The 13,818-nt window shown below is 66.0% G+C and carries 14 protein-coding genes and 1 pseudogene; 6 read left to right on the forward strand and 9 right to left on the reverse strand.

Annotated features, from left to right (window positions below; translation table 11 throughout):
* A partial coding sequence (locus tag JYJ84_RS14805; RefSeq protein WP_205189253.1) for an MFS transporter occupies positions 1 to 360 on the reverse strand: 360 nt, incomplete at its 3' end.
* Positions 361 to 456: 96 nt separating this feature from the next.
* Between JYJ84_RS14805 and JYJ84_RS14810 the strand changes: the two genes are divergently transcribed.
* Positions 457 to 1,329 carry a LysR family transcriptional regulator gene (locus tag JYJ84_RS14810; protein WP_175221009.1) on the forward strand — a complete coding sequence of 291 codons (873 nt, stop codon included), beginning with the start codon at positions 457 to 459 and terminating at the stop codon, positions 1,327 to 1,329.
* Positions 1,330 to 1,479: 150 nt separating this feature from the next.
* Here JYJ84_RS14810 and JYJ84_RS14815 read toward each other — a convergent pair whose 3' ends face one another.
* A complete protein-coding gene (locus tag JYJ84_RS14815; RefSeq protein WP_175221007.1) occupies positions 1,480 to 2,403 on the reverse strand; it encodes a LysR family transcriptional regulator in 924 nt (307 codons plus the stop codon).
* A gap of 67 nt (positions 2,404 to 2,470) precedes the next feature.
* Between JYJ84_RS14815 and JYJ84_RS14820 the strand changes: the two genes are divergently transcribed.
* Positions 2,471 to 3,088, forward strand: coding sequence for a LysE family translocator (locus JYJ84_RS14820; RefSeq protein ID WP_175221005.1), 618 nt, complete (start codon positions 2,471 to 2,473; stop codon positions 3,086 to 3,088).
* A gap of 64 nt (positions 3,089 to 3,152) precedes the next feature.
* Here JYJ84_RS14820 and JYJ84_RS14825 read toward each other — a convergent pair whose 3' ends face one another.
* On the reverse strand, positions 3,153 to 4,628 hold the full coding sequence (locus JYJ84_RS14825; RefSeq protein WP_175221003.1) for a coniferyl aldehyde dehydrogenase: 1,476 nt from the start codon (positions 4,626 to 4,628) through the stop codon (positions 3,153 to 3,155).
* Positions 4,629 to 4,727: 99 nt separating this feature from the next.
* Between JYJ84_RS14825 and JYJ84_RS14830 the strand changes: the two genes are divergently transcribed.
* Entirely contained in the window at positions 4,728 to 5,381 is a 654-nt protein-coding gene (locus JYJ84_RS14830; protein ID WP_174957695.1) for a TetR/AcrR family transcriptional regulator, read from the forward strand.
* Between the two features lie 132 nt (positions 5,382 to 5,513).
* The gene (locus JYJ84_RS14835) at positions 5,514 to 6,197 is read left to right on the forward strand and encodes a type 1 glutamine amidotransferase domain-containing protein (RefSeq protein ID WP_175221001.1); all 684 of its coding nucleotides are present in this window, start codon (positions 5,514 to 5,516) and stop codon (positions 6,195 to 6,197) included.
* Positions 6,198 to 6,452: 255 nt separating this feature from the next.
* Here the strand turns inward: JYJ84_RS14835 and JYJ84_RS14840 are convergent.
* The 3 genes and pseudogenes from JYJ84_RS14840 to JYJ84_RS14850 all read right to left on the reverse strand — a co-directional run bounded on the left by JYJ84_RS14840 (position 6,453) and on the right by JYJ84_RS14850 (position 9,494).
* A pseudogene (locus JYJ84_RS14840) lies at positions 6,453 to 7,697 on the reverse strand (trans-acting enoyl reductase family protein).
* A 43-nt stretch (positions 7,698 to 7,740) separates the two neighbouring features.
* Complete coding sequence (locus tag JYJ84_RS14845; RefSeq protein WP_175220999.1) at positions 7,741 to 8,658, reverse strand: acetoacetate decarboxylase family protein; 918 nt, start codon at positions 8,656 to 8,658, stop codon at positions 7,741 to 7,743.
* A 173-nt stretch (positions 8,659 to 8,831) separates the two neighbouring features.
* Positions 8,832 to 9,494, reverse strand: coding sequence for a glutathione S-transferase family protein (locus tag JYJ84_RS14850; protein WP_175220997.1), 663 nt, complete (start codon positions 9,492 to 9,494; stop codon positions 8,832 to 8,834).
* Between the two features lie 109 nt (positions 9,495 to 9,603).
* On the opposite strand from JYJ84_RS14850, the gene JYJ84_RS14855 reads away from it, so the two are divergent.
* Complete coding sequence (locus tag JYJ84_RS14855; protein WP_175220995.1) at positions 9,604 to 10,584, forward strand: YafY family protein; 981 nt, start codon at positions 9,604 to 9,606, stop codon at positions 10,582 to 10,584.
* A gap of 170 nt (positions 10,585 to 10,754) precedes the next feature.
* Here the strand turns inward: JYJ84_RS14855 and JYJ84_RS14860 are convergent, their stop codons facing one another.
* Positions 10,755 to 11,399 carry an HD domain-containing protein gene (locus JYJ84_RS14860; RefSeq protein WP_175220993.1) on the reverse strand — a complete coding sequence of 215 codons (645 nt, stop codon included), beginning with the start codon at positions 11,397 to 11,399 and terminating at the stop codon, positions 10,755 to 10,757.
* Between the two features lie 169 nt (positions 11,400 to 11,568).
* On the opposite strand from JYJ84_RS14860, the gene JYJ84_RS14865 reads away from it, so the two are divergent.
* Positions 11,569 to 11,976: a DUF3224 domain-containing protein gene (locus JYJ84_RS14865; protein ID WP_174957689.1), complete on the forward strand. Its 408-nt coding sequence runs from the start codon at positions 11,569 to 11,571 to the stop codon at positions 11,974 to 11,976.
* A 211-nt stretch (positions 11,977 to 12,187) separates the two neighbouring features.
* Here JYJ84_RS14865 and JYJ84_RS14870 read toward each other — a convergent pair whose 3' ends face one another.
* Positions 12,188 to 13,426, reverse strand: a complete 1,239-nt coding sequence (locus tag JYJ84_RS14870; protein ID WP_175220992.1) for an SfnB family sulfur acquisition oxidoreductase — start codon at positions 13,424 to 13,426, stop codon at positions 12,188 to 12,190.
* A 29-nt stretch (positions 13,427 to 13,455) separates the two neighbouring features.
* Positions 13,456 to 13,659: a hypothetical protein gene (locus JYJ84_RS14875; protein WP_175220990.1), complete on the reverse strand. Its 204-nt coding sequence runs from the start codon at positions 13,657 to 13,659 to the stop codon at positions 13,456 to 13,458.
* Positions 13,660 to 13,818: the final 159 nt, after the last annotated feature.

Consider the following 13,818-nt stretch of genomic DNA (forward strand, 5'->3'; position numbering starts at 1 on the left):
CGAGTTCGGCACCAGCAGCGACGCGCCGATCCCCTGTACGAGACGCCACGCGATCAACGCGCCCATCGAATGCGCCATGCCGCAGCCGATCGACGACAGCGTGAAGATCGTGTAACCGGCCATGAATACGCGCTTTGCCCCCAGCCGGTCGCCGAGGGCACCTGCCATCAGCAGGGTCGCCGCGAACACGAGCGCATACGCGTTGACGACCCATTGCAGGTCGGTGACCGCTGCGCCAAAGGCCGTTCGCAATGCATCGAGCGCGACGTTGACGACGCTGACGTCGATCAGGACGACAGCAAAACCGAGGCACGCCGCCGTTTGAACCAGCCGCGGGTGAGGGGTGGAAGAGGTCTGCATCGGCAATCCTTCGCATTCGGAGGATTGAAGCGTAGAGGATCGCCTTCTGTGCGAATATTCCGCAAAACAGCACAGCAACCTGGAGAAAATGCACCGATGTTCGACTGGGAAAACCTGCGTTACTTCGTTGCCGTCGCACAGGCCGGGAGTCTTTCGGCCGCGGCCAGGCGGTTGAATGTCGACCATGCGACGGTCAGCCGTCGCTTGGGCGCTCTCGAAACCGAATTGAAGGTGCGCGTGATCGACCGGTTGCCACGCGCGTGCCGACCGACCGCCGCGGGCCGGCAGATGCTCGAATTCGCCGAGAAAATGGAGGAGCACGCGTTTGCGATCGAGCGCCTCGCGCTCACGGAGCACCTGCCGATGCACGGCACCGTGACGATCAGCGTGCCGCCCGTACTCGCCAACAATTTCTTCGCGAATCATCTCCATGAATTCGCGCAATTGCATCCGGGCATTCGACTGTCGATGGCCAGCCAGGCGCAAAGCGTATCGCTCGCCCGTCGTGAAGCGGATATCGCCGTGCGCCTGTTCCGCCCCGAGGAGCCGCAAAACGTGACGCGCAAGCTGGGCGAGATGGCTTTCGGGCTCTATGCGAGTCGCGACTATGCGCACGCGTCGACGCCCGACGATTGGAGCTTTATCTGCTACGACGCGCAATTCGCGGACATGCCGCATCAGAAGTGGCTCGAGTCGATCGCTCGAGGCCGCCGCATCGCCTGCGAAGTCAGCGATATCACGACGCAGCAGGTCGCGGCCCGCACGGGAATCGGCGTGGCAGGGCTGCCCGTGTTCATGGGCGACCGCGATCCCGGGTTGCAGCGCCTGCCGTTCGACGGGGAACCGTACTGCCGCGAAATCTGGCTGGTCGTGCATGCCGATCTCCGGCATTCGCCGTCGATTCGAGCGGCAATCGACTTCATCGGAGACGTGACGGGCAGGACCTTCGCACCGGCTTCCGCGCAGTAGCGACGGCCGTCACGGCCGCCCGCGATACCGGGCGCGGGCGCCCGATTGCCCGATCAGGCGCGCAGTGACGGCTCGTACCTGAAGTAACACAGGTTGAAAGACCAGTAAGGATCGGTTGTCGGAAGATCGTCGTTCGGCCGCCCCGCTCCTTCAAACCATCGTCCTCAACCATCCCAGCAAATCCGCCTGCGCACTCCCGGCCGCCACCGGTTCCGGCGTCAACAAGCAGTAATGCGAACCATCCTCGACGAACCCCAGCGGCGCGACCAGCACACCGCTTTCGAGGTCGTCGCGAACGAGGTGCCACGGGCCGATGGCGACACCGAGCCCCGCGACGGCCGCCTGCAGGCTGAAGTAGAAATGGTCGAACGTCTGCCCGCGCCCGCCTGCGACGGGCCGATTCGCCGCGACCGACCATTCCTGCCATGCGTCCGGCCGTGTCCGCGTATGCAATTGCGGCACGTCCGCCTTCAACGTCCGATTGCCGCGTCGCGCGGAAAACCACGCATCGACCTTATCCGGCCGGCAAACCGGCCCGACCCGCTCTGCGAACAGACGCTCCGCGCGATACCCCGCCGGCCACGCAAAGTCATTGCGTCGAATCGCCATGTCGATGCCGCTGTCGAATGAAAACGGGCCGCCCGCGGCAGCCAGGTGGATGTCGACGCCGGTATGTCGCGCCTGAAAATCCGGCCAGCGCGGAATCAGCCAGCGCATCAGCAGCGTCGGCTCGCACGACAGGACCCAGCGCCGCGCCCGGGCGGCCTCGGTGCGCAATTCGTGCGCGGCGTGACGCATCAGGCCCAGCCCGTCATGGACGGCCTGCGCCAGCTTGCGGCCCGCATCGGTCAGGAACACACGACGGCTGCGCCGCTGGAACAACGCGACACCCAGGTCGTCCTCGAGCAGCCGCACCGCGCGGCTGACCGCGCCATGAGTCAGGCACAGCTCGTCGGCGGCACGGCTGAAATTCTCGTGACGTGCCGCCGCCTCGAAGCAACGCAAGGCCATCAGCGACGGCAGGTTGGCGCGAACGGATTGTGAGTCAATCTCACCATTCTGGTCAGAAATCATCGCTTTTCCCGATGAAACATGACCCATAAGATTGCGTCATCCAGCCACCAATCGCAAGGACAAGACGATGACCGAACTGATAGTTGTAGTCACGATCACGCTGCTGGCCGTGATCAGCCCGGGCCCGGACTTCGCGATGGTCACGCGCAACAGCCTGATGCTGTCGCGCCGCTCGGGCGTGCTCACTGCGCTGGGGATCGGGCTGGGCGTGACGGTTCACGTGAGCTACACGCTGCTAGGCGTCGGCCTGCTGATCCGCCAGTCCCTGTGGCTCTTCAATGCCGTCAAGCTGATCGGCGCGATCTACCTGATCTACCTGGGTGTGAAGATGCTCATGACGAAGGCCGGCAACGGGCAGCCCGACCCGCGTGTCGCACCGTTGTCCGACCTGGCCGCGCTGCGCACCGGCTTCCTGACCAATGCGCTGAACCCCAAGACCACGGTGTTCATCGTCAGCCTGTTCATGCAGGCCGTGCGGCCCGACACGCCGTTGCTCGTGCAGATTGGCTACGGCGCGTTCATCGCCGTCGCGCACGCCGGCTGGTTCAGCCTGGTGGCCCTGTGCTTTTCCGCGACGGCTGTCCGCGATCGCCTGCTGGCGCTGCGGCACTGGATCGACCGCACGTTCGGATGCCTGCTCGTGGGCTTCGGCATCGCGCTGGCCATCGCGCGCAGCGGGCGCTGATGCGGGCCGCCGCGCCACGTGCCACTGAAACCGCCTTACGCGCTGACCCGCGCCACCGCCCGGCTCAGCGCTTCGCGCTCAATCCCGCACGCACGCCCTCGGGCTCCCGGCTGCGCCCGAGCAGCGCCGCGAGCGACAGATCCGCGAGCTTGCCGAACGGCGCGCGCAGCAGGCTCGGCAGATTCCAGCGCCCGAGCACGAACACGCCCTTCGCATGGCTCATCGCGCGGAATCCCTCGATGCCGTGATACGCGCCCATCCCGCTCGGGCCAACCCCGCCGAACGGCAAGTCTTCCTGCGCGACATGCAGGAGCGTGTTGTTGATGCCGACATTGCCCGACGTGGTGCGTGCGAGCAACGACGCGCAATCGCTGTCCCGCGCGCCGAAGTAATAGAGCGCAAGCGGCCGCGGACGCGCATTCACGTAGTCGACGACTTCGTCGATCGTGCGATACGTGCGCACCGGCAGGATCGGCCCGAAGATCTCTTCCTGCATGACGGTCGTATCGTCGCCGGCCCCGACGATCAGCGTGGGCGCGAGCGTCCGCTTGCGGGTGGCCGCCTGCTGCGGGTTCACGCCGGCCTCGATCACGCGCGCGCCTTTGCTGCGCGCTTCGTCGACGAGACTTTTCAGGCGATCGTAATGCCTGTCGCTGACGATCGACGTGTAGTCCGGGCTGGTCGGCCCGCCCGGATAGAAGCGCGCGACGGCCGCATCGTATTGCGTGACGAACGCATCGAGGTCGTCTTCATGCACCAGCGCATAGTCGGGCGCCACGCAGGTCTGCCCGCCGTTCGACAGCTTGCCGAACACGATGCTGGACATCGTCCGGTCATCGACGTGCCCCCTCGCGACGATCGCCGGGCTCTTGCCGCCGAGTTCGAGCGTCACCGGCACCAGATTGTCGCTGGCCGCCTTCATGACCTTGCGGCCCACCTGCGTGCTGCCGGTAAACAGCAGATGATCGAACGGCAAGCCGCTGAACGCGGCGCCGACTTCCGGGCCGCCGAGCACGACCGCGACTTCTTCGATCGGGAAAGTCTCCGCGAGCATCCGGTGCATCACCTCGCTGGTGCGCGGCGTCAGTTCCGACGGCTTGAGCATCGCGCGATTGCCCGCGGCCAGCGCGGTGGCCAGCGGGATGAACGTGAGCGAGAACGGGTAATTCCACGGCGCCATCACGCCGATGACACCCAGTGGCTGGTATTCCACGTGCGCCTGCCCGGCGCGATAGAAGATGCCGACATGCCGACGCTGCGGCTTCATGAAGCGCCGCAGGTTGCGCGTCAGGTAGTCGATCGCCTGGATCACGCCGACCAGCTCCATGATCGCGGTCTCGTGTCGCGAACGATGCCCGAAGTCGACGCTGACCGCCTCCTCCACTTCGCGCCGATACGCGAGCACCACGGCGCGCAGCCGCGCGAGCCGGGCCTTGCGCTGCTGCATGCTCGGCGGCCCTTCGCTGACAAACGCGTTGCGCTGGCGGGCCAGCAACACCGCCGGGTCGAAGCTCGAACTGGATTCTGCGGAAACGGCCATGGTGCACCTCACGAGGTTGCGTCTATGTTGACACTGTCAACTTGCATGCGACGGATCATAGGACCACAATGTGTTCCCTGTCAACATAGGAGCAACACGATGTCGTCGGTTGGGGATGCGGATGCCGGGCAAAAGGCTTATCACCACGGGGATCTGCGTCGCGCGATCATCGAAACCGCGCTCGACACGCTGCAGGAGCAGCAGGGCTGGCAGTTCACGCTGCGTGAAATCGCGCGGCGCGCGAACGTCAGCCACTCCGCGCCGTACCGGCATTTCCCGGACAAGGCCGCGTTGCTGCACGAGCTCGCGCTGATCGGCTTCGATCGCTTGCGCGACGATCTCGCCGCGTCCGTCGATGCCGCGGCGGATGCACCGGACGTGCTGCTCGCACTCGCGTATGCCCATCTCGCGTTCGGGCAGCGCAACCCGGATCTCTATCGACTGATGTTTGCCGCGGATGCCGGGGAACCGTCGGACATCCATCTCGATCCGCGCGTGCAAGCGCCCTTCCTGCTGGTCGTCGACATCCTGGAACGCGGCCAGCGCGCCGGCACGATCCGCCCGCGTCCGGCGCTCGGCCAGGCGACCGCCTGCTGGGCGCATCTGCATGGCCTGACGATGCTGGCGATCGACGGGCGGCTGGTGCGCGAGAAGGTCGGCGATCACGCGATCGAAGATGCGCTGACCACCTTGCTGGACGGACTCGTGCTGCCCGCCAACCCTGCGCGGCCGGCCAGGACAAAAAGGCCTTGACCTTCGACTTTGCTTAAAGGTTATGGTTTGCCTCGGCAGCGTATCGAGGTCATGGGTATGCGCAATGCCACCCGACAATCCGGCGGCGCGCCGACGACGCCCGCCCGTGGCCGATGAAAGGGAAACCGCATCATGAGCAAGCGCATCCTTCACGTCGTGAGCAACGTCGCGCACTACGCCGATCCGTCGCAACCGACCGGCCTGTGGCTGTCCGAACTGACCCATGCCCATCACATCTTCGCGGCGCGAGGCTATGAGCAGCAGCTCGTGAGCCCCAAGGGCGGCGTGTCGCCGCTGGAGCCGCGCTCGCTCAAATGGCCGCATGCCGACGCCGCCGCGAAAGCGTGGCGCGCCGACAAGGCCAACGCGGCACTGCTGGCCACCACCGCACGCCCCGACGAGATCGATCCCGCCAATTTCGATGCGATCTACTTCACTGGCGGCCATGCGGTGATGTGGGATTACCCGGACGATGCGGGGCTGCAGCGGCTCACGCGCGAGATCTACGAGCACGGCGGCATCGTGTCGTCGGTCTGTCACGGCTACTGCGGGCTGCTGAACACGACGCTGTCGGACGGCTCGCTGCTGGTGGCCGGACGCCGGATCACCGGCTACTCGTGGGTGGAGGAAATCCTGGCCGGCGTCGCGAAGAAGGTGCCCTACAACGTCGAGCAGCAGATGCAGCAGCGTGGCGCGCGCTACGAGAAGGCGCTGCTGCCGTTCACGTCGAACGTCGTCGTCGACGGCCGCCTGGTGACCGGCCAGAATCCGCAATCGGCGAAGGCGACCGCCGAACAGGTCGTCGCGCTGCTGTGATGGGATGCGCCGGCGCGCCGCTATGCCGGGGCGACCGACGGCGCGCAACCGCTTCGTCGCGATCGGCAGCGGCAGTAGCCGCCTCGCCGCCATCCGCCGCATTCCCGGGCAGGATTCGCGACAGCATCCGGCACTCCCCGGCCGGATCGCATCCGGCCACCTACTCCGTCGTGACCGTCAGTTGTCTCCTGACGTTGATTCGCAATCCGATCTTTATCGGCTTCGTGTCGCATGGCCAGCGGACGGCACACGCGCTCAAGTCACGTCGAAACGCAACCCCGCATGGCGCACCAGACGCGCGATATAGCGCTCGTCGAACATCGTCGCGGGCGTCCAGAAGCCACCGCCGCGTCCGGTCTTGACGCCGTCGCCGGCGCAATCCAGTGCGAGACTGATCGCGGCCTGGCCGAGCATCTTGCCGGTGGAGCCGTAGCCCGGATCGCGGTCGCCGGTGACTTTCACGCGCAAGGTCTTCCCGTCGTCGGTACGGCCAAAGAAACGCAAGTCGTAGCGGCCAGCCAGTTGGGCGGCGGCGCTCGGCCCCTCGCCGGGCTTCGGCAGCAGGAAGCGCTCCATCAGGCTGCGCACGGGCTTGATGAGGACGCCCACCATGAACGCGCCAAGGCCGGCCACCATCGTCACCGCGGTCAGGCGGCCCTTGAGGCCCGTGCCCGTCATCACCGCTTCGTCATACGTGAAGCGGCTGCCGTACGCGTTGCCGGCCAGCGCATTGGAGCGATGCACGACACGCTCGTTGATCGCCGCCATCACGAATGGCGCGATCCACGCGTCGAAGTCGCGATCGAATGCGGCGGATCGCACCGCATGCTGGCGCATCGTGAAACCATGCCCCTTCGGGCACAGCGAATAAGGATCGAGCAGTTCCCTGCGCAACGCGGGATCGGCCGCAGCTTCCCGGACGACGTTGATCACGCTCGCCACCGTGCCGCCCGACGCGCCGCCCTTCAGCGTCCTGACGCGCATCTTCACCTGCGTGGCCGGTACGCCCCACTGTTGTCGTGCCTGTTGCTGCAGGAAGAACACGCCCAAGTCCGACGGCACCGAATCGAAGCCGCAGCAATGGACGATGCGCGCGCCGGATTGCCGGGCCGCCGGCTCGTACTTGTCGATCATCCGTTTGATCCACTGCGTCTCGCCCGTGAGGTCGCAGTAGTCGGTGCCGGTTTCCGCTCAGATCCTGACCAGCGGCTCTCCGTAAAGCGCGTAGGGGCCGACGGTGGACACGACCACCCGCGTCTGCGCGCAGAGCGCACGCAGTTGCGCTTCGTCGGCCGCATCCGCAAGGATGATCGGTACCGACTGCCCGGCCGCGCCCAGTGAATCCCGTACCTGCCTGAGCTTTGCTTCGGATCGGCCGGCCATGGCCCAGCGCAGCGTCTCGCCGGAGCCCGGCAGGTACTCGGACAGGTAGCGGGCCAGGATCTGCCCGACGAAACTGGTGGCGCCAAATACGACGAGATCGTGGGTCGGCTGGGTCATGGGCGATTCCTTCGGCGCGGGCGTGCCGCGGGGTTGCGTGGCGTCAGCGTTGCTTTCCGGGTTCATCGAAGGCCTTCAAGGCGGTCGGCAGGTTCAGGACCATTTGCGCATCCTTCACCACGTCGAGACGCAGGATGGTGGATGCGCCAAGCCCGTCGAGCAGCTCGCTCAGCGGGCCGCCATGCCGCGCGAACTCGACATTGCGCGGCAACAGGCGCTGGGCGAACGATAGCGCATTCGTCTGCACCGATGTCCGATGCCATTCGCCGTCGATGCGATTGATCATCGTCGACGTGCTCATGTGCGACTGCGACGCGACCTGGGTCAGTTCGGGCATCGGCACGCTCAGGCTCAGGTCCGGCCGGCCGCCCGGGCCGGCAATGCGGGCGCCGGCGGTGGCGCCGAGGCTCACGTCGATCTCGGCGAGCCACTTGGGCAGCTGATAGCCATGCACGCCGCGCACCCGCGCGATTTCCGTGGTGACCGGCAGCGCCAGCACGTGCGCGAAGAAGCTCCGGCGGCGCATCGAATCGATCAGCTCGAGCGCGTGCGACCCTGTCGCGCCGGGCCGGCGGATGACCACCGCGACGGACACCTCGTCATACGGATCGTTGTCGCACACGGAATACGAGAAGAAGGTCAGCGCGACCAGCCCGTATCCGGGGAGCGCGCGCAGCGGCTCGAGCGGCACCGGCAGCGTGGCCCGCAGGCGTTCGAGCGGCGCCAGGAACAGCAGCTGAATGCTGCTGGAACGGTAGTAGAAATTCGGCGCCCAGGTCGGGCCGACCCGTGACGCGACCTGACGCTTCGGAATCCGACGAAAAAAATCGATGTTCCCCGCCGCGGGATCGCGCGCCACCTCGTCGAGGTCAGGATTCATCCGGAACCGGTCGTAATACCCGCCTTCGGGCACGTCGACCTTGTGCGGCCCGAATTCGACCTGTGTAAACCGCCTGTCCATGTTCGTTGCCTCTCGTCGATGATAGACCGTGGCAGGCAACACCCGAAGCCTGCTGACTCACCGCCGTCAGCAAGCACTCTAAGATTTAAGTCAACTTCAAGGTCAAGGCCACGAGTAGAGGGGTACGTCGGATTGTGTCGGCAAGGCTGGCCGGCACGCGCTCCCGAACGCAGCTAGTCGAGCTCGCGAAGAAAATCGGGGACCGCCTCTCCGATCGACGCAAGATAGCCGGCCATCGCGCCGGCGACCTTGCGCACCGCGGGACGCGCCGTCATCCGCTCACGCCACGCGAGCAGGCGGGGTGTTTCGTCCGTCATCGGTGCGCCTTTGCGCGCGCCGAACAACTGCGCCATGTAGAACGCGATGTCGGCGTAGGAATACGTGTCGGCCAGAAACGCGCGATCCGCAAGCACGTGCTCCATGCGCCGATAGTAGTGCGCCGCTTCGGCGCGCGCGGCCTGTGCCGCCGGATCGTCCGGCGTCGCTTCCAGCCCCATCAGCCGGACGACGTGCGGAAAATAGATTTCGTCGCTGCAGTGTTCGAGCTGACGCGCGATCGCGCGCGCCGCCGGATGCGCGGGCCATAGCGCGGGGTCCGGCTTCAGATCCTCGAGATACTCGGAGATCTGCGTGGAATCGAAGAGTTCCAGATCGCCGTCCATCAGCACCGGCACCTGCCGCTTCGGGTTGATGCGCAGCACATCCGGATGCCTGGGATCGTAGCCGCGCGACTGGCTGAACGGCGCCATTACCAGCGCGAAGTCGATGCCCTTCTCGTGCGCCGCAATCTCGACCTTCGCTCCGAACATGCTCAGCGGCCCGGAAATGATCTTCATGGTTCGTTCCTCCGTGATGTCGTGTCGATGAAACGGATCGGTCATGCGGCACAGCATAAGTCCGATAACATGACACCTCATGTCAGGTATTCCGGGGAACGTGTCGCCGATGAAAGCGAGCCGCCTGTTGTCGATCATGATGATGCTGCAAGCGCGCGGCCGGATGACCGCACCGGCGCTGGCCGAAGCGCTGGAGGTATCCGAGCGCACGATCCTGCGCGATATCGACCAGCTCTCCACGGCCGGCGTGCCGATCTGGGGCGATCGCGGCCGCAACGGCGGCTTTCAGTTGAGCGACGGCTGGCGTACCGATCTCACGGGGCTCACCGAGCATGAAGCGCACGCGCTGATTCTGGCGGGCTTGCCCGGGCCCGCGAGCGAACTGGGCCTCGACGGCATGGCGACCTCCGCGCGGCTGAAAATGATCGCGAGCCTGCCGCCCGGCTCGCGCGAACATGCCGATCGCGTCGCCAGCCGGCTGCACGTCGACACCGTGGATTGGTACCGGGCCCAGGAAACACCGGCCTTCCTGCGTGAAGTCGCCGACGCGGTGTGGGGCGCATACCGGATCGACGTGAAGTATCGGAGCTGGCGCGGCGTGTCCCGCCGCATACTCGAGCCGCTCGGCCTGGTGCTCAAGGGGGGTGCCTGGTACCTGATCGCCCGGGTGGTCGGCAAGCCCGGCGCACTCACGTTCCGGCTCGCGAATATCCTCGAACTCGACACATCGCGCCGCCGCTTCAAGCGCCCCGCGCGATTCGACCTGGCAACGCACTGGCGCGACGCGATGAGCCGGTACGAGGCCGAGCTCAATAGGCTGACCGCCCATATCGCCGTGTCGCCGCGCGGTGAAACCTGGCTGGCCAACGCGCGGATCAAGACCATGCCTGCTGCGCAGGATGCCGGCAGCGCGGAAGTGCCGCCGGGATGGAAAGCGTTCCTGATGCCCATCGAATCCATCGAGCACGGCGCGCGGACGCTGCTGGGGTACGGCGCACACGTGAAAATCCTCGGGCCGCAAGCGCTCAAGGATCAATTCATCGAAGCGTTGTCGCAGGTGAAAGCGCTTTATCAGGCAGGCGACGATTGAAGCGTTGCCTGTTGCGCCGAGGAGGCCCCGGCGATTCGAAACAATGGAACCCTTGCGTCTTCGTCAAGTTTGAAACCGCGCCCTTCAATGTCTCGCGTCGACGCAACCGTCATCCGCATCGAGCAATGTGTGTCAGTCAGCAACGATATCCGGGGGCCCCGTCAGCACATTCAGATCTCGTCGGAGAACTCGTCGAGAAAGCGCTGCAATCGATCGCGGCGGATGATCGCCAGACGGGTACCGGTGACGGTCTGGAATCCGGTTGAAAGCGTCAGCAGCTTCGTACGGAAGTGATCGATCGCGAATCGCGTGTCGTCGAGTTCCCGTTCCGATGCGTGTGGATCGGCCGGGTCATACAGTGCGCTGCCCATCCGGCCCGCGACATAGAAACAGCGCGCGACGCCCACCATGCCTATCGCATCGAGCCGGTCGGCATCCTGCAGCACTTTTGCTTCCAGCGTCATCGGCGCAACACAGGCCGAAAAACTGTGCGCCTCGACCGCATGCGCGACCGCGTCGATCTTCGCGCCCGGCCAATCCAGCGACTTCAGCACCTGCCGGGCCTTTTCCGCCGACAACCGCGATGCCTGCGCGCGAAGCGGGGAACTCTTCTCCACCGCGACGCAGTCGTGCAGCAGTGTCGCCGCCAACAGCACCTCGGCGTCTCCGCCTTCCTGCGCGTGGATCGCGGCCGCGTTCTTCCACACGCGTTGCAGATGCGACGTGTCGTGAGCGCCGTCGCCATCGACGTCGCTCCAATGCGCCAGCAAGGCGTTGGCCAGATCCTGAAAGGGGGAGAACGCGGGGATGGTCATCGGGGAAGGCGGTCGAGGTCGGGATGCCGATTATCGCCGCAAGCGCCGGGCAGCACGCCATCAACCGGCCGATCCGCGTTGATTCGGACGTCTCGCGAGAAAACCGTTGCATCCGCCCGACCCCGGATGGCTTATAGTGCGGCAATCCAATTCGACGAGGAGCGCTGCAATGACACTGCTGGCCAACGGTCCGTTTGAAGTGAAGCTGAATCCGGAATCCCTGAGTACCGTCGCGGAACAGACCGGGCTCGGCCGCATGTCGCTGGACAAGCAGTATCACGGCGACCTGGAGGCCGTCAGTCACGGCGAGATGCTCGCGTTTCGAAGCAGCATCCCGGGCTCGGCGGGCTATGTGGCCATGGAAACCGTGCAAGGTGTGCTGGGCGGCCGCCACGGCAGTTTTGTCCTGCAGCACAGTTCCACCATGACCCGCGGACAGCCGCAGCAGTCGATCACCGTCGTGCCCGATTCCGGAACGGGGGCATTGCAGGGGCTTTCCGGCGCGATGATCATCACCATCGACAATGGCCGGCATTCGTACCGCTTCGACTACACGCTGCCGGACTCGCCTCAGTAAGCCGACTGGCGAGGATACGGCTGCTTCGGCGTGCCGCGGCGCAGGAACCGTGACACGCTCGCGTCTCCCCGCGCAGCATTCACCTACGCGATACCCGGCGATTGCACTTCGACGGAGGCATTGCCGGGTTCACGCATGATCGTGCGGATGCGTTCGACCGCGGCGACGCGCTCAACCATCGCCGAGCCGTCACGCCACGATCGCAACGGGTTCAATTCCACGCATGGCGCGCCGGCCGCACGCCGTTCAGGTAGTAGTTGCCGACGAGGTGATATTTCCAGCGCACCGGGTCGTGCAGCGTATGCGTGCGCGCGTTGCGCCAGTGCCGGTCGAGGTTGTGCTCGGCCAGCGTCGACTGCGTGCCGGCCAGCTCGAACAGCTTCTCGCCCGCGAGCAGCGCGACCTCCGTCGTCAGCACCTTCGCCTCGCCCACCGCCACCGATGCGCGTGCGACATCGTCCTCGGTCACGTTGCCACGCGCCGCGATCTCGTCGAGCGTACGCGCGGCGCGCTCCAGCAGCGCCTCCGCCGCATGCAGCTGGATGTGCAGATGGCCGATCTCGCGGATCGTCAACGGATCGTCGGCCGCCCGCTCGACGCCGCTGTCGACCCATGGCCGCGTGCGCGTGCGCACGAACGCCAGCGTATCGTCGAGCGCGGCTTTCGCGATGCCCGCGTCGATCGCGGCCTGGATGATCTGCGACAGCGGGCCGTTCAGCGTCGGCAGATCCGACACGCGCTGGGCCGGCAGCACGTGCGACGCGGGCACCCGCACGTTGTCGAGCACGACGGTGCCGCTCGCGGTGGTCCGCTGCCCGAACCCCGACCAGTCGTCGATCACGGTCAGCCCCGGCGCCGGCTGGCGAATGTACGCGAGCCACGCCTGGCGCTCGTCGTCGAGGCCGAGCACCGGCACGTAATGCGCGAACAGCGCACCGGTCGAATAGAACTTGGTGCCGTCGACCACGTAATCGTCGCCGTCACGGCGCACACGCGTCTTCAGGTCGAGCACGTGCTTCGTGCCCTTCTCCGAAAAACCGTTGCCGAACCGCTTGCCGCTCAGCACTTCCGAGAAAAGGTGGCGCTTCTGCGCGTCGGTGCCGGTCAGCGCGATCACGTCGACCAACCCGAAGTGATTCTGCGGCAACTGCCCGAGCGACGGATCGGCCGCCGCGACGATCTTCACCACCTCGGTCAGCGTCACATGCGATACGCCCGCGCCGCCATAGGCCTTCGGCACGGTGATGGCCCACAGCCCCGACTGCGAGAACCATTCGATCTCGTCACGCGGCAGCCGGCGCTCCCGGTCGCGCTCGGCAGCCCCTTGCGCAAGCCGCTGCGCCAACGCATGTGCGGCCGCGATGGCCTGCGCGTCGTCGGCGATCACGCGGGCCACCTGCGGTGGCGTATCGGCCGGCCGTTCGTGAATCGTGGCGCTCGTCTCGGACATCGGGCTCTCCTGCTGATTGACGGAAACATTCAATCTAGCAGCGCGCCGCGTGCCGGCAAACCGAGCGATTCGCACAACGATATTCCTTCGCATGACAAACGATGCGGCACGCCGCCCGCCACAAACCGCGCGTCAACGACGATATCGACGCCCCGGCATCGATGCCACGCCGCCGCACCCGCGTAATGCCCGGTGGCGATAACGATGTGCGAATCCGTTATTGGATCGTCCACGCGGTGCTTCCTATACTGGCCTGCCGGCATCGACGGCCCCGCCTCTCAAGGACCCTGCATGACTTCGTCTCCCGCAGCAACCGAACTTTCCACCGGCACCGACTATGACGCGCTGGCCAGCCGCTTCAGGCCGATCTTCGAACGCATCGCGGCCGGCAC

Source organism: Burkholderia sp. LMG 13014 (assembly GCF_905232215.1).
Classification (GTDB): domain Bacteria; phylum Pseudomonadota; class Gammaproteobacteria; order Burkholderiales; family Burkholderiaceae; genus Burkholderia.